Annotated in this window: 20 protein-coding genes and 1 tRNA gene; 12 read left to right on the forward strand and 9 right to left on the reverse strand. The window is 61.9% G+C overall.

Annotated features, from left to right (window positions below; all coding sequences use genetic code 11):
• Nucleotides 1-88 precede the first annotated feature (88 nt).
• Both GY791_15715 and GY791_15720 read left to right on the forward strand, forming a co-directional pair.
• Entirely contained in the window at nt 89-634 is a 546-nt protein-coding gene (locus GY791_15715; protein ID MCP4329874.1) for a c-type cytochrome, read from the forward strand.
• A 1-nt stretch (nt 635) separates the two neighbouring features.
• Complete coding sequence (locus GY791_15720; protein ID MCP4329875.1) at nt 636-971, forward strand: cytochrome c; 336 nt, start codon at nt 636-638, stop codon at nt 969-971.
• Between the two features lie 70 nt (nt 972-1,041).
• On the opposite strand, the gene GY791_15725 is transcribed toward GY791_15720, so the two are convergent.
• Entirely contained in the window at nt 1,042-2,250 is a 1,209-nt protein-coding gene (locus GY791_15725) for a 3-hydroxybenzoate 6-monooxygenase (protein ID MCP4329876.1), read from the reverse strand.
• Between the two features lie 117 nt (nt 2,251-2,367).
• Between GY791_15725 and GY791_15730 the strand changes: the two genes are divergently transcribed.
• Nucleotides 2,368-2,841 (forward strand): MarR family transcriptional regulator, encoded by a 474-nt coding sequence (locus GY791_15730; protein MCP4329877.1) that lies wholly within the window; start codon nt 2,368-2,370, stop codon nt 2,839-2,841.
• A gap of 230 nt (nt 2,842-3,071) precedes the next feature.
• Nucleotides 3,072-6,923 (forward strand): N-6 DNA methylase, encoded by a 3,852-nt coding sequence (locus tag GY791_15735; GenBank protein MCP4329878.1) that lies wholly within the window; start codon nt 3,072-3,074, stop codon nt 6,921-6,923.
• 308 nt (nt 6,924-7,231) lie between these two features.
• On the opposite strand, the gene GY791_15740 is transcribed toward GY791_15735, so the two are convergent.
• Nucleotides 7,232-7,308 (reverse strand) — tRNA-Arg (locus GY791_15740).
• Between the two features lie 250 nt (nt 7,309-7,558).
• On the opposite strand from GY791_15740, the gene GY791_15745 reads away from it, so the two are divergent.
• Nucleotides 7,559-8,710: a hypothetical protein gene (locus GY791_15745; GenBank protein ID MCP4329879.1), complete on the forward strand. Its 1,152-nt coding sequence runs from the start codon at nt 7,559-7,561 to the stop codon at nt 8,708-8,710.
• A 235-nt stretch (nt 8,711-8,945) separates the two neighbouring features.
• A complete protein-coding gene (locus GY791_15750; protein ID MCP4329880.1) occupies nt 8,946-9,650 on the forward strand; it encodes an SDR family oxidoreductase in 705 nt (234 codons plus the stop codon).
• Between the two features lie 12 nt (nt 9,651-9,662).
• On the opposite strand, the gene GY791_15755 is transcribed toward GY791_15750, so the two are convergent.
• A complete protein-coding gene (locus GY791_15755; GenBank protein ID MCP4329881.1) occupies nt 9,663-11,252 on the reverse strand; it encodes a gamma-glutamyltransferase family protein in 1,590 nt (529 codons plus the stop codon).
• Nucleotides 11,253-11,364: 112 nt separating this feature from the next.
• Between GY791_15755 and GY791_15760 the strand changes: the two genes are divergently transcribed.
• Nucleotides 11,365-11,808, forward strand: coding sequence for a DUF4864 domain-containing protein (locus GY791_15760; protein MCP4329882.1), 444 nt, complete (start codon nt 11,365-11,367; stop codon nt 11,806-11,808).
• A 15-nt stretch (nt 11,809-11,823) separates the two neighbouring features.
• The gene (gene gpt / locus GY791_15765) at nt 11,824-12,333 is read left to right on the forward strand and encodes a xanthine phosphoribosyltransferase (GenBank protein MCP4329883.1); all 510 of its coding nucleotides are present in this window, start codon (nt 11,824-11,826) and stop codon (nt 12,331-12,333) included.
• A gap of 20 nt (nt 12,334-12,353) precedes the next feature.
• Here gpt and GY791_15770 read toward each other — a convergent pair whose 3' ends face one another.
• The 6 genes from GY791_15770 to GY791_15795 form a co-directional block, all read right to left on the reverse strand.
• Complete coding sequence (locus GY791_15770; GenBank protein MCP4329884.1) at nt 12,354-12,734, reverse strand: rhodanese-like domain-containing protein; 381 nt, start codon at nt 12,732-12,734, stop codon at nt 12,354-12,356.
• Nucleotides 12,734-13,618: a pantoate--beta-alanine ligase gene (locus GY791_15775; protein ID MCP4329885.1), complete on the reverse strand. Its 885-nt coding sequence runs from the start codon at nt 13,616-13,618 to the stop codon at nt 12,734-12,736. The genes GY791_15770 and GY791_15775 overlap by 1 nt, the downstream gene beginning before the upstream one ends.
• A 27-nt stretch (nt 13,619-13,645) precedes the next feature.
• Nucleotides 13,646-14,473 carry a 3-methyl-2-oxobutanoate hydroxymethyltransferase gene (gene panB / locus GY791_15780; GenBank protein ID MCP4329886.1) on the reverse strand — a complete coding sequence of 276 codons (828 nt, stop codon included), beginning with the start codon at nt 14,471-14,473 and terminating at the stop codon, nt 13,646-13,648.
• 134 nt (nt 14,474-14,607) lie between these two features.
• Nucleotides 14,608-16,002: a HAMP domain-containing histidine kinase gene (locus tag GY791_15785; GenBank protein ID MCP4329887.1), complete on the reverse strand. Its 1,395-nt coding sequence runs from the start codon at nt 16,000-16,002 to the stop codon at nt 14,608-14,610.
• 630 nt (nt 16,003-16,632) lie between these two features.
• Nucleotides 16,633-18,057: an FAD-dependent oxidoreductase gene (locus GY791_15790; protein ID MCP4329888.1), complete on the reverse strand. Its 1,425-nt coding sequence runs from the start codon at nt 18,055-18,057 to the stop codon at nt 16,633-16,635.
• A 19-nt stretch (nt 18,058-18,076) separates the two neighbouring features.
• A complete protein-coding gene (locus tag GY791_15795; GenBank protein ID MCP4329889.1) occupies nt 18,077-18,820 on the reverse strand; it encodes a TVP38/TMEM64 family protein in 744 nt (247 codons plus the stop codon).
• Between the two features lie 258 nt (nt 18,821-19,078).
• Here GY791_15795 and rpmH point away from each other — a divergent pair, with 258 nt between their 5' ends.
• The 4 genes from rpmH to yidC are packed head-to-tail and all read left to right on the forward strand — an operon-like array spanning nt 19,079 to nt 21,790.
• Entirely contained in the window at nt 19,079-19,213 is a 135-nt protein-coding gene (rpmH, locus tag GY791_15800; protein ID MCP4329890.1) for a 50S ribosomal protein L34, read from the forward strand.
• Between the two features lie 10 nt (nt 19,214-19,223).
• Nucleotides 19,224-19,613: a ribonuclease P protein component gene (rnpA, locus tag GY791_15805; GenBank protein MCP4329891.1), complete on the forward strand. Its 390-nt coding sequence runs from the start codon at nt 19,224-19,226 to the stop codon at nt 19,611-19,613.
• Nucleotides 19,610-19,858, forward strand: a complete 249-nt coding sequence (gene yidD, locus GY791_15810) for a membrane protein insertion efficiency factor YidD (GenBank protein MCP4329892.1) — start codon at nt 19,610-19,612, stop codon at nt 19,856-19,858. Before rnpA ends, yidD begins: the two co-directional genes overlap by 4 nt.
• A gap of 9 nt (nt 19,859-19,867) precedes the next feature.
• Nucleotides 19,868-21,790, forward strand: a complete 1,923-nt coding sequence (gene yidC, locus GY791_15815; protein ID MCP4329893.1) for a membrane protein insertase YidC — start codon at nt 19,868-19,870, stop codon at nt 21,788-21,790.

Here is a 21,790-nt window from a genome sequence, read left to right on the forward strand (position 1 = left end):
CCATCTGATCCACATCAATTCGCGATCCCGCCGTCGATCTAGAATGGCAGACGCAATCGTGTACCTGACAGTGGATGGGAGCCCCTCAATGCCTCAGTCGACCGGTCGTCTCGCCCGTCAGCGCCCGCGCGCCCTGCGCGGCTATTCCTGCGTCGCCTTGATCGCCATCACCCTCGCCGCCGTCGCGATCGGCAGTCCGGTTTCGGCGTCGATGGACGACGGACCATCGATCCTGGTGCCGGATGTCGACGCCGCCCGCGGCCGCAAATTGTTCGTCGCCAAGGGATGCGTGACCTGCCACAGCGTCAACGGCGTCGGCGGACGCGCGGCACCGGCGCTCGACGCGCCGGCCACCGGCGAGGCGATCGACTTGCTCGGCTTCGCCGCGCGCATGTGGCGGGGCGCGGCGGCGATGCAGGACTTGCAATCGTTCGAGCTCGGCTATCGCATCGAATTGAGCGGCCGTGAGATCGGTGACCTAGCGGCGTTCGCATCCGACCCCGCGGCGCAGAAAGATTTTTCCATCGACGAGGTACCGGACTTGCTCAAGGACTGGTTCTTGGACCAGGCCTATTGGGACGAGGAGAATTGGCCGGCCACCGACGAGTGGCGGTTCCCGATGGAGGCGAACTGACATGCCCGGCACCGGTTTCCGTTTCGCGGTCGCGGCCATGATGGCTTCGGGCCTGTGGCTTGATGCGGCATCGGCGGATTGGGCGGGCGACGCCACGGCGGACGGGCGCATCCTGGCCCAACGCTGGTGCGCGTCATGCCATGTCGTCGATCCCGCCCAATCGGGGGCAAGCGATGTGGCGCCGCCGTTCGTCCATATCGCCAACGATCCGACCAAAACGAGCGAAGGCCTGAAGGCTTGGCTCGCCGATCCGCATCCGCCGATGCCCCAGCTCAACCTCGACCAGTACGAGATCGATAGTCTGGTCGCCTACATCGAAAGCCTGCGCGGAAACTGATCCGGCCCGCTAAGCCACCGGCCCGGGGCATAATTCGGCACCGCCCAAACGCTCGTCTTGACATCGGCTTCTATGACGCATCGGCCTCCGACAGCCCGGTGCCGCCATAGAGCCATTCGAGTCCGGTGTAGAAGTCGGCGGCGGATTTGGCGCCGAGAACCGAATTACGCACCAATCGCGCGACGCCGCTGGCATGAAAGACGTAGCCAAGCATGCGCGAGGACAACTGAACCCGGCCGGTGCGCACGACGCGCTCGGTCTGATAGGCCTGAAATGCCGCCGTAAAGTCACCCGACGCGGCGGCCACCTTGGCCGACAGGCAGACCGCGTCCTCCATCGCCATACACGCGCCTTGGGCGAAGTACTGGAGCATGGGGTGGGCCGCATCGCCGAGCAAGGTGACCCGGTCGTCGGTCCAATTTTCGACCGGCTCGCGGTCGCACAGCACCCAGCGCCGCCAGCGCCTGGGCCGTTCCAAAATACTGCGCGGCTTGGGGCCGACGTCGCGGAAGCGATCGAGGATCTCGTCGCGGTCACCTTCCTCGTTGGTGCCGGGGGTCTTGCGGTCGCTGTGGTAGGTGGCGACGATATTGAACAGCTCCCAGCCGCGTAGCGGATAGTGGACGAGATGGGTGTTGGGACCCGCCCACAGCGTGGCGGCGTTCCACCGCATATCTTCGGGCATCTCATCGATCGGCAGCACGGCGCGGTAAGTGATGTGGCCGGAAACGCGGGGATCGCCGTCGCCGACGATCCGCTGGCGGATGTTCGAATAGAGCCCATCGGCACCGATGATGGCGGCGCCTGCATGGCGGTTGCCGTCGGCTGTCATCAGGTGGATGTCGTCGCCCTCCTGCTCGAAACCGGCAACGTCCTGTCCCGGCAGTAACTCAATGCGCGCATGGGCCCGGCAGGCGTCGAGAAGCACGCCATGGATATCGGCGCGATGGATCACCGCGTAAGGGTTGCCGAACCGTTCGCGGAACGGCGCATCGACCGGGATCAGCGCGACGCGGTCACCGCTGAGGCTGTCCATCATGACCAAGCCGTCGATGAACACCGCACGCTGGCGGGCGGCTTCGCCGACGCCGAGATAATCGAGGGAGTGAAACGCGTTCGGTCCAAGCTGGATGCCGGCGCCGAACTCGCCGAATTCGGCGGCCCGCTCGAAGACCCGGACGGCGTAGCCCGCGTTGGCCAAGCCGAGCGCGCAGGCCAGCCCGCCGATGCCGCCGCCGGCGATCAGGACCGCGCGCGCCCCTGAAATGGTGTCATTCATGACCCGGCTCCCCCGCCTGTCCTCACTGATTGCCAAAATCCTTTACCCAAGCTATCTAATGAGTATACTGAGTATCAGTATACTGTCAATATCGCCGGACGCCGCCGGAGAATGATGATGGCACTCGATGACCTCCATACGACGCCGGGCCATTTGATTCGCCGCTGTCAGCAGATCGCGGTCGCCATCTTCCTCGAGGAATGCGCCGACGATAGACTGACCCCCATCCAATTCGCCGTCCTCTACGCCCTGACCGATACCGGCCCCATCGACCAGGTCACGCTCGGCGGCATGTTGGCGCTCGACCGCAGCACGCTTGGCAATGTCGCGGCGCGCCTCGAGGACCGCGGGCTATTGACGCGCGGCGAAAGCGCCGCCGACCGGCGCGCCAAGCAGTTGGTCCTGACGGCTCAGGGCCGCGCCTTGGTCGATCGCGCCCGCGCGCCGGTGATGCGGGCGCAGGAACGCCTGCTCGCCGGCCTGACGGCGGACGAACGGCGTCAATTCGTCGACCTCCTGGTGCGGATCGTCGTCGCCAACAACGACGTCAGCCGCGCCCCAATGCGGCTTCAGCACAGCAATAACAGTTGAATAACGCCCTACGACCGAAACCGAACCATTCTGGACACCGCATTCCCTAGTGCGCTCCCCCGCCTCAAAGACGCAAAGACACCCTGTGGCCGCCTTCATTGCCGTTGAGTAAGATGAACCATCGTAAGGGGGACACGGCACTCGACGATATTCTGAAGGGGAGATTTGGCAATATGTCTGGTATTTTTCTACGACTTCTTTCAACTCGATGAGAAGAGTTCAGGCAACTGATGCGTGAGTCGCACAGCAGCTTTGTTACCCGTCAGTTCCTTAGATCCGTCTGGGCGCTCGACTATGAGGCATACAAGGACAGTGACGAAGAACGGGCGCTTTGTGATAGGCTCAATCGTTGGTCGGCTCGTACCGACCTCAAAGAAAGCTCTGCCGAGGCGGCACTACTAGAAGAGTTTTTTCGGCAAACCTGGGGCTATGTTCAATCCGGACAGGAGGGCGCGGGAGACGCATTCACGCTCTATCCGCAGTTCCCCGTTCCTGGCGGTGGAGCGCGCGGGCGGCAGGGTAGTGCCGATGCAGCGTTGGGAAACTTCACGAGTGCAGCGGAGAACCTGACCCCTCAAGTTCTCTGCGAGTTTAAGGACATCAAGAGTGCACTCGACGCACCGCAGAAGCGAAAAGGCGACAACCGATCTCCGGTCAAACAAGGGCTCGACTACTTAAGCGCGTCACGCCGAGGCCTGTTTGGCAACGAGCCCATTTTGCCGACATGGGCCATCATCACAGATATGAACGAGTTTCGGCTCTATTGGGCCGATCGTGGGCCACGTCAATTCGTTCGCTTTACGATTCGACCGGTTGACCTGTTCCAGGGACCATCCCTGATTGAGGACGATGAAGAAGCGCGATTTGATCGCTTCCTATTTTACCGACTGTTTCACAGAGATACGCTGCTGGTCCATGGCGCCAGCGGCCGTAGCCTACTTACACAGTTGGTTGCCCAGCAATGGGTCATAGAACGTCAACTCGAAAACACATTTTATCAAGAATACAGGGCGTACAGGGAACATCTATATCTCGCCCTTATTGAAAATAATGGCGTTGGCTCGGATCGTTTTCCCGGCACGCGAGGTCGCCTTGTTCGGCTTGCCCAGAAGATTTTGGATCGCTTTATTTTTATTTTCTTTTGCGAAGATATGGGCCGCGCACTGGGCTTTCCACCGCAACTTCTTCGTGACTTTCTAATCTACGAAAGTAACGATGCTTATTTTGATCCTGAGGCAAATACGATTTGGCCGCGCCTCTTAGGCCTTTTCAGGGCCATGAATGACGGCTCGGCTTTTGGCGGAAATCAACTCAACCAATTCAATGGTGGTCTCTTCGCATCCGATCGGGCCCTTGAGCAACTAGTCATTCCGAACAGGGTTTTCTGTCAGCAGGGGCAAGGGCAAAACGAAGCGAGCCTGTATACCTACCAATTAACGCTGCTCTATCTCTCGGCATCGTACAATTTCGCTTCCGATTGGGCCCAAGGACTGAGCAATCCACCTGTCGTGGAAACGACAAGGCTCGGCGACGCGGCCAAACGTGACCCTGGCAAGAGCCTCGGGCTCTACATCCTTGGCCGTATCTTCGAACAATCGATTACAGAGCTCGAAATTCTTGAAGCTGAGGCGGAGGACCGACCATCGATAAACAAAGAAAGTAAGCGCAAGCGGGACGGCGTGTACTACACGCCCGAATGGGTTGTAGAGCACATCGTGACCGAGACCATTGGCAGTCGGCTTGCTGACCTAAAGGCCCAGGCCGGGTGGCCTGATGCCGGCGGTAATGATCTGCCGACTGAAGCCTCGATCCTCTCTTATGAACAGGCCCTAAAATCCATCCAGATTGTTGATCCGGCATGTGGGTCGGGCGCGTTTCTCATCACGGCACTCCGTTACCTCGTGGACGAATGGCACGCCTTACAGGAATTACGCAAACAAGTGAGCCGAACTTACACCACACGCGATGGAGAAGATGACCGAATCATCCGGAATATCCTCCGGAACAATCTCTACGGCGTCGATATCAACTCGGCATCCGTGGAAATTACGAAACTGGCTCTGTGGCTCCACACCGCGCGCGGCGACCAGCCGCTATCGTCGCTCGACGACCACATCCGAGAAGGAAACAGCCTGATTGGAAGCAATTTCTATGACGGCCTTGCTCCCTACTCCGAAGACGAGCAGGAACGAATCAACGCCTTCGATTGGAGAGACGCATTTCCACAAGTGTTCGAAAACGGGGGATTTGATGCCGTAATTGGCAATCCACCCTACGTGAAGCTTCAGAATTTCCGCAAGGTACATGCGGATATGGCGGCCTTTCTCAAGACCGACGCGGCGGGTAGTGAGACGTATGCAAGCACTCAGACGGGCAATTTCGACCTTTTTCTGCCCTTCATTGAGAAAGGAATCGACCTTCTGAATGAGGACGGACGGCTCGGATATATCGCACCCAGCCTTTGGACCATGAACGAATATGGAGAAGGTCTCCGCGATCATATTCTTGAAGGGCGGCATCTGTACGGCTGGATCGATTTCCAATCGTTCCAAGTGTTCGACGAAGCGACGACCTACACTGCTTTACAATTCTTCTCCAGGACGCCGAATGACTTCGTACGGGTGGCTCTTGTGCCTGACGGCGTCATTCCCGAGGAGCCGTGGGCCGGCAACGATTCGAGATTGTCCTATGACCAGTTGCCGTTCGGTAACCGATGGTTGCTGACGACGGGGGCGGATCGGGACCTGATTGACGGGCTGTACCAACGCTGTGTCCGGCTCGATCACCCAGAGATAACCCGCAACATCTATCAAGGCCTGATAACAAGCGCAGATGCCGTATATCACCTGACCAAGCTGGCGCCAGGTCGGTACCTCTGCAAGCCCAATCGCGACGACGGGCCGCCATACGAAGTAGCGATCGAGGACGAAATTATGAAACCCCTGGTCTCGGGCACCGAGGCGAAGCGTTACATCGAACCCAAGACTGACACTTACCTCCTGTTCCCCTATTTAGTCGATGATCAGGGGGCACATCTGATTCCCGTCTCCCGAATGGTCGCCGCCTATCCGCAGGCGTGGGTTTATCTCCGATCATGGGAGGAGAAATTGCGTGCGCGGGAAAACAGGGCACTCGACGATGATCAATGGTACCGCTTCGGGCGACATCAAAATCTCGATAGACAGGAAATAGAAAAGCTGATCGTCGCGCAAACTGTGCCCTCGCTGCGGGTTTGCGCCGATCCGACCGAACAGCTGTATCTGAACAACGTTCGCGTGAATGGGATCATTCCAGCCAGTGATGTTGGCGCCTGGTATGTGCTCGGACTGCTAAATGCGCCGGTGTGCGACCATGTTTTTCGCCGAATAGCCAAACCCAAAGATGGCGGATGGTTCGAGGCGAACAAGCAATTCATAGCGCCTCTCCCAATCGCGAGAGCATCAGATAAGGATCAGCTATCGGTTACGGCGCATGCCCAAAAACTCCAAGCCCTGCACACGGAGCGACGCGATTTACTGGCGGACGACCAGCGCCGTCTTCAGGTCGTGCGATATCGGAATAGGCCGGAAATTTGGCTTTTCCCCGATCTCACGCCCAAACGAGATCTCCAGCAAGAAGCGCCCGCTCGGCTGGAAGCGGCGGAAAAACGAGAATGGGCAAAGAAGCGCTATGAGCAGGATCGTGACGCCCATATCGAAGCTTTGGGGGCGCGGCTGAGGCCGGGCGTTTCAATGGATGCGAGCTTTAAAGGTGGCGAACTCAAATTCTTCGTGGACGGCGCACCAGTCGTCGAACGGATTTTTCTGTCCGATGTCGAAGGGCGGTTCATCCTCGCTCAATGGAAATTGCTCGCCACCACATACTCGGTGACGGAAAAAACAGATGGCAAGAGGCTCGCGAATGCCCTGCGAAAGATCGGCGAAACCGACAGCGCAGCCGTCGTAGATCAAGTTGTCCGCCTTCAGCAACACGTTTCCAGTGTCGAAGAAGAGATTGATCGAATTGAGACAGAACTCAACGCGCTGACATACAGACTTTATGATCTTACGCCTGACGAGATTCGGCTTATTGAGGGTGGATAGCCCGCGCGCTCCGCCAATGGGAAATTGAAAATGTGCCGCACCTTCAAACGCCGTCCCATAAGAATTTCTTTTGGACAATCCCGACAGGCCCAGAGCTCAACGCGATGAGCGTGTCAAATTTGCGCCACAGCCTCGACGGCGCCGAACGCATCATCATTAGATTGCGCGAGGAGAACACGACAGCCCGATATCGGGTGCACCGGCAGGAAGACCCTCTCGACTAGATGGAAAGTCGGACAGTCGGCCCAAATAAGTCGGACAATCATGGTTTGTTCTTTGAGCCGCCCGGCCTAACCCCTTGAAATCACTGGCGCGCCCCGGAGGATTCGAACCCCCAACCTCCTGATCCGTAGTCAGACGCTCTATCCAGTTGAGCTAGGGGCGCATGCGTGATAGCGGCCGGCCGGGTACCCGGCGGCGGGGCGCGACACTAGCCAAAACGATCCTCGAACGCAAGCGAACATGCCCCGGCTAAGTGGTTCCACCAGCGAAAGAATCCAACTTGTGGCGGCGGATGCCATCGGGTACCATCGAAATGTTGCCTGGGAGCCCGAGCTTTCGCATGCTCCCGTGCTCCTGTATGGACGGCGACCGTTCGCCGCCCCGTATTATCGGGGAGACACCAAGGATCCAGAATGATGATAGCAAATAGACTGATCGTCGTTGCCGGCGCTACGTTGGCCCTGGCCGCCTGTAGCTTCGCCGACGAAGTCCTGTGGCCCGGTGCGACGGGCGAGGAAAGTGCGGCGCAGACCCAGACGACCAGCGGCGGGCGGGAAGTGCCGATTCAACCGTCCGCGGGCGAGACCGCGGCGCAGACCGATGCCGCCACGACGGGAACCGCCGCACAATCGGGTCCGATCGTGGCCTCGCAGTTGCCGTCGGGCAGCGCGACCGGCACCATCGTCGGCGCGCGCGTTGCCGAGTTGCAGCGCGAATTGGCGCAGCTTCAACGCTCGGTCGCGTCCGATAACGGCGAGCTGCAGCAGCTACGCGGCCAATCGGCCAAGAACGGGCAGTCCTACAATTCCAGCGTCTCGGACGTGCGCTCGCGGCTCCAGGTCGGCACCACGCCCGGCAATCCGGAAGTCATCGCACTGTGGAACAAGGCACAGAACCGGCTTGATTCGGTCAACGCCGACATTGGCCCGATGACCAACCTGGCCAGCAAGATCAACAACGACGTCACGGTTTCCAGTTTCCTGCTCGATTCGATTCGCGCTTCGTTCAACCTGGCGGGCGGCGTCGATGCCGATCATCGCAACCTGGAAAAACTCGAGAATGCGGCCACCGAGAGCCTGCAGCAGGCGAGCCAGATGCAGGCCGCGATCAATGGCGAGATCACCCAGCAGGCGGCCTATGTATCGAGCGAGCGCCAGAACATGACCAGCCTGGCGATGGCCATCGATAAGGGGCATTTCCTCAACGCGCCCGGCAATGGGCGCAGCTTTGCCGGCACCGCCGGTGGCGGCGGCAACCAGGTGGCCTCGGTCGCGGAGCGGCGCCCGCTGGTCATGATCCGTTTCGACCGCGCCGATGTGCAGTACGAGGAGCCGTTGTTTTCGGCGGCCAATCAGGCGCTGCAGCGCTTCCCCAACGCCCAGTTCGACCTTGTCGCGGTGGCGCCGGCGGGCGCGTCGCCAGCGGTCCAGGAATCGTCCCGGCGCAATGCCGAGAAGGTCATGCGCTCGCTGACCAATATGGGCGTGCCGGCCAATCGGGTGACGATGTCGGCGGCGGCCAGCCCGACCGTGGCAACCGAAGAGGTCCACATCTTCGTGCGTTGATCGCCGACGACGGCCATCGCTGCGTTGGGACTCCGAATAGCGAAGCTCATGTGCCGCGAACCGTGACCCGTTCCGATGCGGGAAACGGACCGGACGACTTCGACGCGCATTGCGGCAATTTTTCCGACCCATCCGCCTCGGCTTCTGCGTTAACAGCGACGCGCTGCGATTTCACACATGGTGAATGGCCTCGCGGGCGACCGAAATCGACACTTTCGATACACGGGAGACAGTCATGGCAACAGAAAAAGTGGCGATCGTGACTGCGGGCGGCAGCGGCATGGGCGCTGGCGCCGCACGCAAACTCGCGGCCGACGGATTTCGCGTTGCCATCCTGTCGTCTTCCGGCAAGGGAGAGACCCTGGCCGAGGAACTCGGCGGCATCGGCGTGACGGGGTCGAACCAGTCGAACGACGACCTCGCGCGATTGGTCGATCAGACCGTGGAAAAGTGGGGGCGCGTCGACGTCCTGGTCAATAGCGCCGGACACGGGCCGCGGGCACCTGTCCTCGAGCTATCGGACGAGGACTGGCACCAGGGCTTGGAGGTCTATTTCCTGAACGTGGTCCGCCCGACCCGGTTGGTGGCACCGATCATGGTCCGGCAAAAGTCCGGCGTGATCATCAATATCTCGACCTTCGCCGCCTTCGAGCCCGATCCCGTATTTCCGACCTCCGGCGTCTTTCGCGCCGGGCTGGCGGCTTACACGAAGCTGTTCGCGGACAAATACGCGGCCGACAACATCCGCATGAACAACGTGCTGCCCGGCTTCATCGACAGCCTGCCGGAAAAGCCCGAGTTCCGCGACCGCATCCCGATGCAGCGCTATGGAAAAACCGATGAGATCGCCGCCGTGATCGGCTTTTTGGCCTCCGACGGCGCCGGCTACATCACCGGGCAGAACATTCGGGTCGACGGTGGGATCACCCGGTCCGTCTGATCCGATAAGGCTCTAATAGCCGGCGACGGCGCCGTCGCCGCGCGGGTCGTTGGCGCCCTCGATCGTTCCCGACGCGTGGCATACCAAGGCGCCGGCGTGCCCCATGATCTCATCGAACGCTTCGGTAACGACGACTTCGTGTCCGGCGGTGCGGAGGGCGTCGAGGACCGCGGGGTCGAAGCGGTTCTCGAGCCGCAGCGCGGTGGTCGTCTCGCTCCACCGTCGGCCGAGCAGCCAGCGCGGCCCGCTGACCGCCTGCTGCAGGCCCTGGCCGAAGCGGGCGTAGCGGGAGAAAACCGCCGCTTGGGTCTGCGGCTGACCGTCGCCGCCCATGGTGCCGTAGACCATGACACGGCCGTCGTCGAGCCGGGCCAGCGCCGGGTTGTTGGTGTGGAAGGGTTGCCGGCCCGGCGTCAGCGGGTTCGGCGCCGCTTCATCGAGGGCGAAACTGACGCCGCGGTTCTGCCAGGTGATACCGGTTTGCGGCAACACCACGCCGGCGCCGAATTCCCAATAGATCGAATGGATGAAACTGACCGCGCGTCCCTGTTCGTCGATCGCGCCGAGCCACACCGTATCGCCGGGATTGGCCGGTTGCGGCCACGGCGCCGCGTGCGCGGGATCGATTCCACCGGCCGCGCGGGCCAGCGCCTCGTCGGAAAGATGGCCGACCGGATCGGTGACGGCGAACGCCGGATCGGTGATCTCGTCATCGCGAACCCGAAACGCCTGCTTGGTCGCCTCGACCAGAAGATGGACGTGTTCGAAATTATCCGCCGCGGTGCAGTCAAAGCGGTCGAAAAGCGCCAGGATCATCAACGACGCCAGGCCCTGGGTCGGCGGCGGCAGATTGTAGATTGTGGCGCCCGTGAGGGCGACCGACAGGGGGGCGGCGGCGGTCACCCGATGGCCTTCGATATCGTCCAGGGTCAGCAGGCTGCCGGCACGCTCCAGATCGGCGGCAATGGCGCGGGCTATATCGCCACGATAGAAATCTTCGAGACCGGCCGCGGCGAGACGGTCCAACGTCTCGGCGAGCGCCGTGTTGCGGAACAGTTCACCGACATCTGGTACGGTGCCGCCGGGCAGGAACAGGTCGGCGAAACCCGGCACGTCGGCGAGCTCGTCGCGCTTGGCGGCGGTGTTCTCGTGCTGCGAACGACTGACCGGAAAACCATGCCGCGCATAGTAGGCCGCGTCCGCGAGAAGCCGTGTCAACGGCAAGCGGCCATCCCACGTCCGGCTGATATCGAGCGCGGCTTGCCAGCTCGAAACCGTACCCGCCGCGGTGATCGCCGCCTGCGGGCCGCGCGACGGAATAGCTTCCAGGCCAAGCTCCCGGTAGTGGTCGATGGTAACCCGTTCGCCCGCGCGCCCGATGCCCATGATGCCGCGGGGCGGACCATTGCCATCGTCGATCAACCAGAACCCGTCGCCGCCGATCCCGTTCATATGCGGATAGACCACCGAAATCGTCGCCACCGCCGCGACCATGGCCTCGATCGCGTTGCCGCCTTCCCGCAGCACCGCCAAACCGGCTTCGGCAGCCAGGTTGTGGGATGCAACCACGGCGCCGCGGCGCGCCCGCGTTGTCCAGATCATGTCCCCTCCCGACTTCCCCAAAGGGCTGAGAGCTACCGCGATCACCCGGCCGGGGCAAGCATGGCTTGCTTGGCGATGCGGGCGCCGCGGCGTATTGTGGACCGATAGGAGAATGCCGGTGACCTTGCTGCGCTTCATAACGATCTGCGTTCTCGTGTTCGGGACATCGGCGGCCGCCGCCGCGGACGAGAACAGCGCGCCGTCCGAGGCCGCTCGCGCGGCGATCGAGGCGACCATTAGCGCGCAGATCGAGGCGTTTCGGCGGGACGACGGCGAGACGGCGTTTTCCTTTGCCGCACCAGCGATTCGGGCCCGATTCGGCGATGCCAACACCTTCATGAAAATGGTCAGGTCCGGCTATCAGCCGGTCTATCGGCCCCAACTGGTCGAATTCCTGACCCTGGCCCCGATTGGCGGCCGGCTGATTCAGCGGGTGCTCGTCGTCGGCCCGGACGACGCCCTTTACATCGTGCTCTACGAGATGCGGCGGCAAGCGGACGATAGCTGGCGGATCAATGCTGTTGCACTGGTTCCGGCCGCGGACGAGGCAACCTAAGCGACGGGAATGACGATGGACGCGACAAGCGACAAGACCGACGAACGCTATGTGAAGAACTATCCGGTTTCGTGGCAGGAACTGCACCGCGACGCCAAGGCGCTGGCCTGGCGGCTGATGGAGAAGGGACCGTGGAAGGGTCTGATCGGGATCGCCCGCGGGGGCTTGGTGCCGGCAACGATCGTCGCCCGCGAGCTGGAGATCCGGATGGTCGATTCGGTGTGCCTGGTCAGCTACGACTACCAGCAGCAGGGCGAGGTCAAAGTCCTCAAGGCACCGGTCCTCGAAGACGGCGGCACCGGCTGGTTGGTGGTCGACGACCTTGTCGACACCGGCCAGACCGCGCGCAAAGTCCATGAGCTGTGGCCGAACGTCCATCTGGCGGCGATTTTCGCCAAACCGGCGGGCCGCCCCGAGGTCGATACCTACGTCACCGAGGTCAGCCAGGACACCTGGATCAATTTCCCGTGGGACACCGACCTCAGTTTCGTTCAGCCAATCGCCGGCATGACGGGGCGACCCTGAGCGACGAGGTCCAGAACGCTCTAGGTTTCGATATCGCCGCCGGTTCCAACCCAGGCCTGGAATCCCCCGGCGATATTGGCCACCTTATCCAGCCCCATATCGGCCAGCGTCTTGGTCGCCAACACCGATCGCCCGCCGGAGCCGCAATAGATCATCAGCCGTTTGCCCGAACTCAGTTCCGGCTTGTGCATCGGACTCGCGGGATCGGCGATAAACTCGAGAAAACCGCGCGGCGCATGGACGGCGCCCGGTATGCGTCCCTGCATCCACTCCTCGGTCTCGCGGACGTCGACGAAAATGGCGTCGCCGTCCTGATGGGTGCTCATCGCCTCGGCGACATCGATCGTCGGGACCGCGGCGTTCGCTTCCGCCATCAATTGTTGAAACCCCTTCATCGCCATCATACGTGTTCCTCTGTTTCGTGGCGGCGCAAGGCGACGTTGTCGATCAGCCGCGCCCGCCCCAGGTGGCCGGCGCCAAGCACCCGGCCGGGTCGGTCCGGTCGTTCGATCGGCACCAGGGTCGCGGCATCGCAGACGGCGACATAGTCTACCGATTCGAACCCCGCCGCCTGCAAACTTTCGGCGCCCCACGCGGCCGCCTCGCTGCCGGATTCGACGTCGTCGACGACGGCCCGGGCGACCGCACAGAGCGTTCGGTATAGGACCGGTGCCACCGCCCTTTGCTCCGCCGTAAGATAGGCGTTGCGCGACGAAAGTGCCAATCCATCCGCCTCGCGTACGGTGGGCACGCCGACCACTTCGATCGGGATATCCAAATCGTGCGCCATGCGGCGGATGACCTGCAGTTGCTGGTAGTCCTTCTCGCCGAAATAGGCCTTGTCGGCCTGGGTCTGCAGAAACAGTTTGCTGACCACGGTGGCGACACCTTCGAAGTGGCCGGGCCGATGAACGCCATCGAGGACGTCGGTTAGTCCGCCGACGATCACCTGGGTCGAAAAGCCGTCCGGGAAGACTTCGTCGACCGGCGGGATATAGACGACGTCGGTCCCGGCGGCGGCCAGCTTGTCGAGATCCGCCGTCTCATCGCGAGGATAGGCGGTGAAGTCTTCGCCCTCGCCGAATTGCTTGGGATTGACGAAGATCGTCACGACCACCCGGTCGGCCGCCGCGCGAGCGGCTTCGGCGAGGGCCAAATGACCGGCGTGGAGCGCCCCCATCGTCGGCACCAGCGCGACTTGGTTCGAGGCCGCACGCCATTCCGAAACCGTGGCCCGGACGTCGGCGGCACGCCGAACGATCACAGGTCGGGATTGTGTCGCCATGCGGACGATCCGCCCGGCCGGTACGGGCTAGCCCGTCTGCCGCATCCCGAAGCAATGATCGGCATCGGGGAAACGGCGATCGCGGACGTCGGCGGCATAGGCCGCGGCGGCGGCGCCGATCTGGCCGCCCAGATCCGCGTAGCGCTTCACGAAACGGGGTTTGAAATCCGAAAACAGACCGACGAGATCTTCCGTCACCAGGATTTGGCCATCGCAGGCGGGCGACGCACCAATGCCGATCGTCGGGATCGACAGGCTTTCCGTCAAAGCCCGCGCCAACGGCTCCATTGTGCCCTCGATAACGATGGCGAAGGCGCCGGCGTCGGCGATCGCCTGAGCGTCGGCGCGTATACGCGCGGCCTCCAATTCGGACTTTCCCTGGGCCTTGAACCCGCCCTGGGTGTTGACGGCTTGCGGCATGAGGCCGACATGGCCGAGCACCGGGATACCCCGTTCATTGAGGAAACGCACGGTGTCGGCCATTTCCGCGCCGCCCTCGATCTTGACGCCGGCGCAACCGGTTTCGCGCATGACCCGCGCCGCCGTGCGGAACGCCACGGGCGGCGATTCCTGATACGAACCGAACGGCAGGTCGACGATAACGCAGGCCGTCTCGGAGCCGCGGACGACGGCGGCGCCATGATTGATCATCATGTCGACATTGACGCCGAGCGTGTTCTCCATGCCGTAGATGACCATGCCGAGCGAATCGCCGACCAGCATAAGATCGACATGCGGATCCAATATCTTCGCAGTGAGGGCGGTGTAAGCGGTCAGGCAGACAATCGGTTCCGAACCCTTGCGGGCGGCGATCTGAGGGACCGTGATGCGGGATCTTTCCTTGTGAACGCTCATCGCACAATTCCCCTGCGGCAATAAAACCAGCTTCGACCGGCCGCTATCTTAATCAATTATGCTGCATTGCACAATAAGAGCGCGGCGACCAACCGCCAGCCCAACATTTCCGCGGACTTGCGTCCGGGCGATCGCTAACTCCGGGGCAGTATGATGCGGAACCTGGCGCCATCGGGGCCGCTGGAAACGAGCTGCAATTCACCGCCATGCGCGCGCACCAGCTCGTCCGATATGGCGAGCCCGAGCCCGGTCCCGCCGGGCCGAGTCGATCCCGAAAACGGTTGGAACAGGTTTTTTTTCGCCTGGTCCGACAAGCCGGGTCCATTGTCGCCGACCTCGAGGCGGAGCTCCGCATCGTCGACGTCGGCATCAAAGGTCACGCATGTCGCGCCGGCTTCGCGTGCGTTGTGGGCGAGGTTCGCCAAGACCCGGTAGATCTGGTCGCGATCGGCGACCGCCTCGAGGCCGGCATCGATGTTGTTCCGCCATTGTAGCGCTTGGTCGCCATCAGCGGCCTCGAACGCACCGCCGACCTCATCCGCGAGGGGCCGTAGCTGGAACCGCGTGCGATCCAGTTGCGGCCCCGAATCGGTCGCGAAATTGAGGGTTTGCACACTGAGATCGACGGCACGGTCGATCGCACTGACCAGTCGGGGCGCGATCCGCTTCACCTCCGGGTCCTCGCTGCCGACGAGACGGTCCGACAGCAGCTGTGCCGGCGATAGGATATTGCGCAGATCGTGGTTGATTCGGGCCACCGCGGAGCCGAGCGCGGCGAGACGGGCCCGTTCCTTCAGCGATCTCCGGATCGAGCTTTGCATGTCGGCCAGAACGCCGACGACGACGCCGATCTCGTCGGCGCGGCGCGTCGGCTCGACCGTCGTATTCGGATTTTCCGGGTCGTCGCGGAAGCGCACGATGCTCTCCGTCATGCGCCGCATCGGATAGACCATCAGCAACTGCAGACTGAGATAGACCAGCGATGCCGTAAACAGCGAGATGATCACCGAGAGTTGGAGGATGCGCTCGGAATAATCGTACATCTCCAAGCGCATCGGCGTTTCGTCGATCAGCACCTCGATGGTGGTGCTGGCATCGTGCGGCGACGAACCTGTGACCATCAATACGCGGTTGCCGCTTTGGAAAAGGGTTTCGAACCCGTCCATGAGGAACGACATGAAGCTTTGTTGGCCCAGGTCGATGCTGAGGTCAGGTTTCGGCGCGCCCGACATCATCAGGATCCGTTTCGGCTCGCCCGGCTGCGACAGGGCGATCTGCCGCGCCTTGGCCTGGCGCAAGACTTCGGCTTCGAGTTCGGGCCCGAGCATGTGATCGGGGGTGGCTTCGAGGGTCAAGGTCGCGAGATGCGCATCGGCGACGCGTTCTTCCAGATAGACCTTACGATAACGTGCCACCGACGGCGCATAGATGAACAGCTCGCTGAGCATGACAAAAAATATGGTCAAGACCAGCAAACGCGCCGATAGACTCTTGATCGCTGGCGGAAGCCGGAAGGTCTTCCTGTTCATGACGTCGAGAATAGCCGGGCTCGGGCCCGCGCGCCAAACGCTATCTGACCCGCGAACCAGCCGCCATGCCGGTCAGATTCTGCAAAAAGAAAAGCGGCGCCCCATGATTTGGAGCGCCGCCCGCAAAAGCTAGATTCTTGGCCGATGCGTTAGCTGGCCTTACACGGATTGCACGGATTGCACGGGTTGCACGGATTGCACGGATTGCACTTGGCCGCGCACGGATTGCACGGATTGCACGGATTGCACTTGGCCGCACCGCAGGGGTTACATGGATTGCACTTGCTCGCGCCACAGGGGTTACATGGATTGCAGCTTGCAATCTGAACCGGTGCGCTGTTGGAGCTTGCCGCGGCGGCGGGCAGGGCAACCGTACCGGCGGCCAATGCAGCAACACTCAACACTGCAACAGTCTTCTTCATCATGTCCAAGGTCTCCTCAGTCAGTGGATCGCGTCTCCGCGTTCGTTGCGTGGCGCCCCGCCAATTATTTTCCACTCGGAACCCGATGCCGTGGACGGGGGCCTTGGTACGGGCGGCATAACCCGCAAACACATTGATATGATTGGGATTCGGCGTGACATTCGCGAATCAATTACCCTAACGCGGGGTCACATTGTTGTGAGGGCGATTACCCGAACTTGGCGAGAAATCGCACAATCGCCCGCGTCCGCTCGCTAAACAGGCTTGGCGTGTAGAAGCTGCCGGCGGCCCGCTTGCCGATTTCGCCAAGGGTCGGATAGGGCATGATCATGTTGGCGATATCGCTGATCTTGAGGCCTTTGCCGATGCCCAGGACCCATGGGTGAATCAACTCGCCGGCGTGGGCCCCGACGATCGAGGCGCCGAGGATCTTGCCCCGTTTGGTGGTAACCGCTTTGATCAGCCCTTCGGTTTCGCGCTCGGCCTGGGCTCGGTCGTTTTCCGCATAGGGCCAGCGCAAGATACGTATCGCGCCGTGCTTCTCCTTAGCTTGGATTTCGGTCATGCCGACATGGGCCAATTCCGGATCGGTGTAGGTGACCCACGGCAAGGCCCGATAGTTCACCTTGGCCGGCAGCCTGAACAGCGCGTTGCGGATGACGATACCTGCATGATAGCCGGCGGCATGGGTGAATTGAGGGCCGCCCGCGACATCACCGATGGCGAAGATCTTCTTGTTCGTCGTCCGCAGGCGGTCGTCGACTTCGATTCCCTTCTTGGAGAAGGCGACGCCGGCGTTGTCCAAATCGAGGCCGTCGACGGTCGGAAGCCGCCCGGCGGCGACCAGAAGGTGGCTTCCGGCGATTTGCTCGGCCGCGTCACCCTCGCCGAGTTGGACCCGGAACGCGCCCGGTTCGCCGGCGACATGATCGATCTTGACGTTCTCCCGCATATCGATGCCGTCGGCCTGCAAACGGCGCTTGACGATCGCTGTCAGTTCGGGATCGTCCTTGCCGAGGACCGTGAATGCCTCGAGCAAGGTCACCGGAATGCCGAGCCGCCGGTGGGCTTGGGCAAGCTCGGCCCCAATCGGACCGCCGCCGATGACGATCAGGTGTTCGGGCCGCGTGGTATTGTCGAAGATCGTCTCGTTGGTCAGGTACGCCACCTCGGCAAGCCCCGGTATCGGCGGTGCCGCGGCCCTTGAGCCGGTAGCAATGACGAACCGCCGGGCGCGCACTTTGTAGCCACCTGCGGCAACCTCATCCGGTCCGGTGAAGGCCGCGCGGGCGAGAAGGACCTTGACCCCGAGACCCTCGAAACGGTCGACCGAATCGACCGGCGCGATGGCCGCGATAACACCGTGAATGTGATCGTGAACGCCCTTGAAATCGATTTCGGGCTCGACCGCCTTGATGCCGAAGCGATCGGCGCGGCGCATCGATTCGGCGGCGTGCGCCGCTGCGATCATCGATTTCGACGGCACGCACCCGTAGTTAAGGCAATCGCCGCCCATCTTGCCGGCCTCGATGAGCACGGTCGACGACCCCATCTGGGAGGCCCCGGCAGCGACGGCCAAGCCGCCCGAGCCGCCGCCGATCACGCAGATATCGGCATTGATTACTTCAACCATGGTGGAGGCTCCTCAGGGGTCAGGATTGTTCGCCGTCGGCCTTGCCGGAGAACCGCTTGTAAAGGATCGGAACCAGCGACAGCAGCGCCAGGCCGATCAGCGGCAGCAAAATCTCAAGATCGAAGATGATGCCCAAATCGGGACTACGGCCGGCATCGAGCACGGCACCCAATCCGTTGCCGACGCTGACGTAGACCACGGTCCCCGGAATGATCCCGATCAGCGTCGCCAGCATGTAGACCGACAGCGGGATGTTGAGCAGTGCCGGCACCAGGTTCACCAGCCAGAACGGAAAAACCGGGATCAACCGAAGAAACAGCAGGTAGCTGAATGCATTTTTCTGGAAGCCGTCTCTCATCCGATTGACCGCCGCCCCGGCCCTGGCCTGCAGGACTTCGCCGAACGCGGTCTTGGCGGCAACAAAAAGGGTGGTCGCGCCAATGGTCGCGCCGACAATGGTCAACACGCTGCCGATGGCGATGCCGAACAGGAAACCGCCGGTCAGCGACAGGATCGCCCCGCCGGGCAGCGAGAATGCAATCACCGCGATATAGCCGATCGTGTAAATCAGGGCTGCGGCGACAAAGTTCTCCGCCACGTATTGAGAGAGGAAATCGCGGTTGTCGCTCAAGATATCGAATGACAGATAGACATCGAGATCGAAGACGAAAAAAGCCACCAATCCACCTACCAGGAGAGCAACCGGTAGCAGCCGCCAGATCGAAAATCGGGCCTTCTGGCCGCCGTTCTCGGGTGTCGTCATGCCGTCGGCCCCCAATTCTCGTATGCCCATTTCCATCGTGCCGCTTCGCTGCCGAGTGTCCTCTTCCACGCCGCGAAATTTGGGGGCACGGCAAATCTACCACCAGTCACTTCGCCATCACCTTAGTGTGATTGTACGGGGTGCGCCACGGCCGCCTTGGCCACGGTCAAAGGCGCCGTCCGCCTTGCATTGACTTGCTTCGCCCCAGCCACTATACAGCGGGCCAATTGACTAGGTTGCCGATGACGGAGGCTACCCTTGAAACGCACATATCAACCGAGCGTGCTGGTACGCAAGCGCCGCCACGGATTTCGCAGCCGCATGTCGACAGTCGGTGGTCGCCGCATCTTGGCGCGCCGCCGCGCGAAAGGCCGCAAACGCCTGTCGGCCTAAATACCGGATCATGACGATCGGACGTCTAACCAAACGTCCGCAGTTTCTCGAAGTCGCGGCCAAAGGAAAAAAGAAGGCGACGCCGGGACTGGTGCTGCAGGCGTATTGCCACGGCAACCCCGAATGGGGCCCCCGGGTGGGCTTTACGGCGAGCCGCAAGGTCGGCAACGCGGTCGCCCGCAACCGGGCGCGGCGGCGTTTGCGGGCGGTGGCGGAGAGAATTCTACCGGTGGCGGCGGCGCCGGCCTATGACTATGTATTGATCGCAAGGAAGGCGACACCAGAGCGGCCGTTCACGGCCTTGATGGCGGACCTGGAGGATGCATTGAGGCGGCTGGACCTGTACAGGAACTCCGAGTCGGCGGCGGAACCGGCAATACAGGGGTCTCGGGGCGAATGACCTTGCTCGGTTGGATCGCCGCGGCACCTGTCCATGTCTATCGTTGGACGATAGGGCCTATGGTGCCGAAAGTGTGCCGCTTCGAGCCGAGCTGTTCGGGGTATGCGGCACGCGCCCTGGTATTGCACGGACCGTTTCGGGGCGGCTGGTTGACGCTGCACCGCCTTCTCCGATGTCACCCCTGGGGCGGGTACGGATACGATCCGGTCCCCGGCGACCATGACTGTCACGGACACGGTCGTTAGGGTCCGCCGATGGAACAGCGCAACCTCCTGCTCGCCATCGCAATTTCGCTCGCGGTCATCTTCGGGTTCCAGTTTTTCATGGATTCGATGTATCCGGAGCGCGACCAGCCGGTGCAAACCACGGATTCGTCAACACCAATCGGCGATTCGATCCCACGTCCGGCCGCCCCCTCCGGAGCCGCACCCACACCCGAGACCGACCGTGCCCAGGTGCTGGCAGAATCTCCCCGCGTCGAAATCGACAATCCGGTGGTCGATGGGTCGCTTGCCTTGCGGGGCGCCCGGCTCGACGACCTCAAACTCAAGAAATTCCGCGAGACCGTTGACCCGACGAGTCCGGAGGTCACCTTGTTGTCGCCGGGCGGCAGTGACAAGCCCTACTATTCGACTGTCGGGTGGGTGTCCGATCAGGCCGATTTAGTCCTTCCCGATGGCGACACCTTGTGGCAGTCGGACGGCGACAAACTGACCGACAAGACGCCGGTGACCTTGACTTGGAACAATGGCGCCGGTTTGATCTTCACGCGAACGATCTCGATCGACGAAAGCTACATGTTCGAGATCACGCAAAGCGTTCGCAACGTCGGCAACCAATCGGTAAACCTGTTTCCCTACAGCATCGTTTCGCGGACCGATCCGCCGCCGGTGCTTGGCTTTTTCATCCTGCACGAAGGTCCGATCGGCGTCCTCGACGGCACCTTGAAGGAAATCGATTACGACGAGCTCCAGGATGAGAACACGATCGAATTCAAGAGCAATGGCGGGTGGATCGGGATTACCGACAAATACTGGCTGGTATCGCTGATACCCAACCAGGATGCCGGGTCGACCGGGCGATTCAGCTATTCGGTCGCCGACGGCCGCAACCGCTACCAGACCGACTTCATCGGCGGCGGCCGCGAAATCGCGCCGGGTGCGACCATCACCGTGACCAGCCATCTTTTCGCCGGCGCCAAGGAAGTCCAGGTGCTCGACGCCTATTCCGAGCAATACGGCATCGACAAGTTCGATCGCGCGATCGATTTCGGCTGGTTCTACTTCCTGACCAAACCGCTGTTCTACGTCCTGATCTACATCAACGAGATGGTCGGCAATTTCGGCGTCGCCATCCTGTTGCTCACCGTGTTGATCAAGCTGATCATGTTCCCGCTGGCCAACAAGTCCTACCGCTCGATGAGCCGGATGAAGGCGTTACAGCCGGAAATCATGTCGCTCCGCGAACGCTTCGGCGATGACAAGCAGCGTCTCAATCAAGAGATGATGGCGATGTACAAGGATAAGAAGGTGAGCCCGGCATCGGGCTGCCTGCCGATCGCCGTCCAGATTCCGGTGTTCTTCGCCCTCTACAAAGTGCTTTTCGTTACGATCGAGATGCGTCACGCGCCATTTTTCGGCTGGATCCAGGACCTCTCGGCACCGGACCCGACGACGGTCTTCAACGCCTTCGGCCTGATTCCGTTCACCCCGCCCGAATTCCTTTTGATCGGCGCCTGGCCGTTGATCATGGGCATCTCCATGTTCCTCCAGCAGAAGCTGAACCCGCAGCCGCCGGACCCGATCCAGGCGCGGATCTTCATGTTCCTGCCGATCATCTTCACCTTCCTGCTGGCCCGCTTCCCGTCCGGCCTGGTCATCTATTGGGCGTGGAACAACGTCCTCTCCATCGGCCAGCAATGGATGATCATGCGCGGCGTGGCCAAGGCCGACGCGGCAGCGGCGGCGAAGAAGGCGGGGTCACCGGCACCGGCCGCGGCGGGCAACACGTCCCAGGCCGGCGATAAATCAACAAAGGAAGACGAATCCGAGGCGGAGGACAACGACGGCGACGAGACCGAACACGAGGAGGCCGCACCCGCCGCGACCACGACCAGCGCCGCGCGCGGCAAGAACCGGGGACGCAACAAACGCCGCTCACGTGGCGGCCGCCGCTGA

This window comes from Alphaproteobacteria bacterium (assembly GCA_024244705.1).
Taxonomy (GTDB): domain Bacteria; phylum Pseudomonadota; class Alphaproteobacteria; order JAAEOK01; family JAAEOK01; genus JAAEOK01.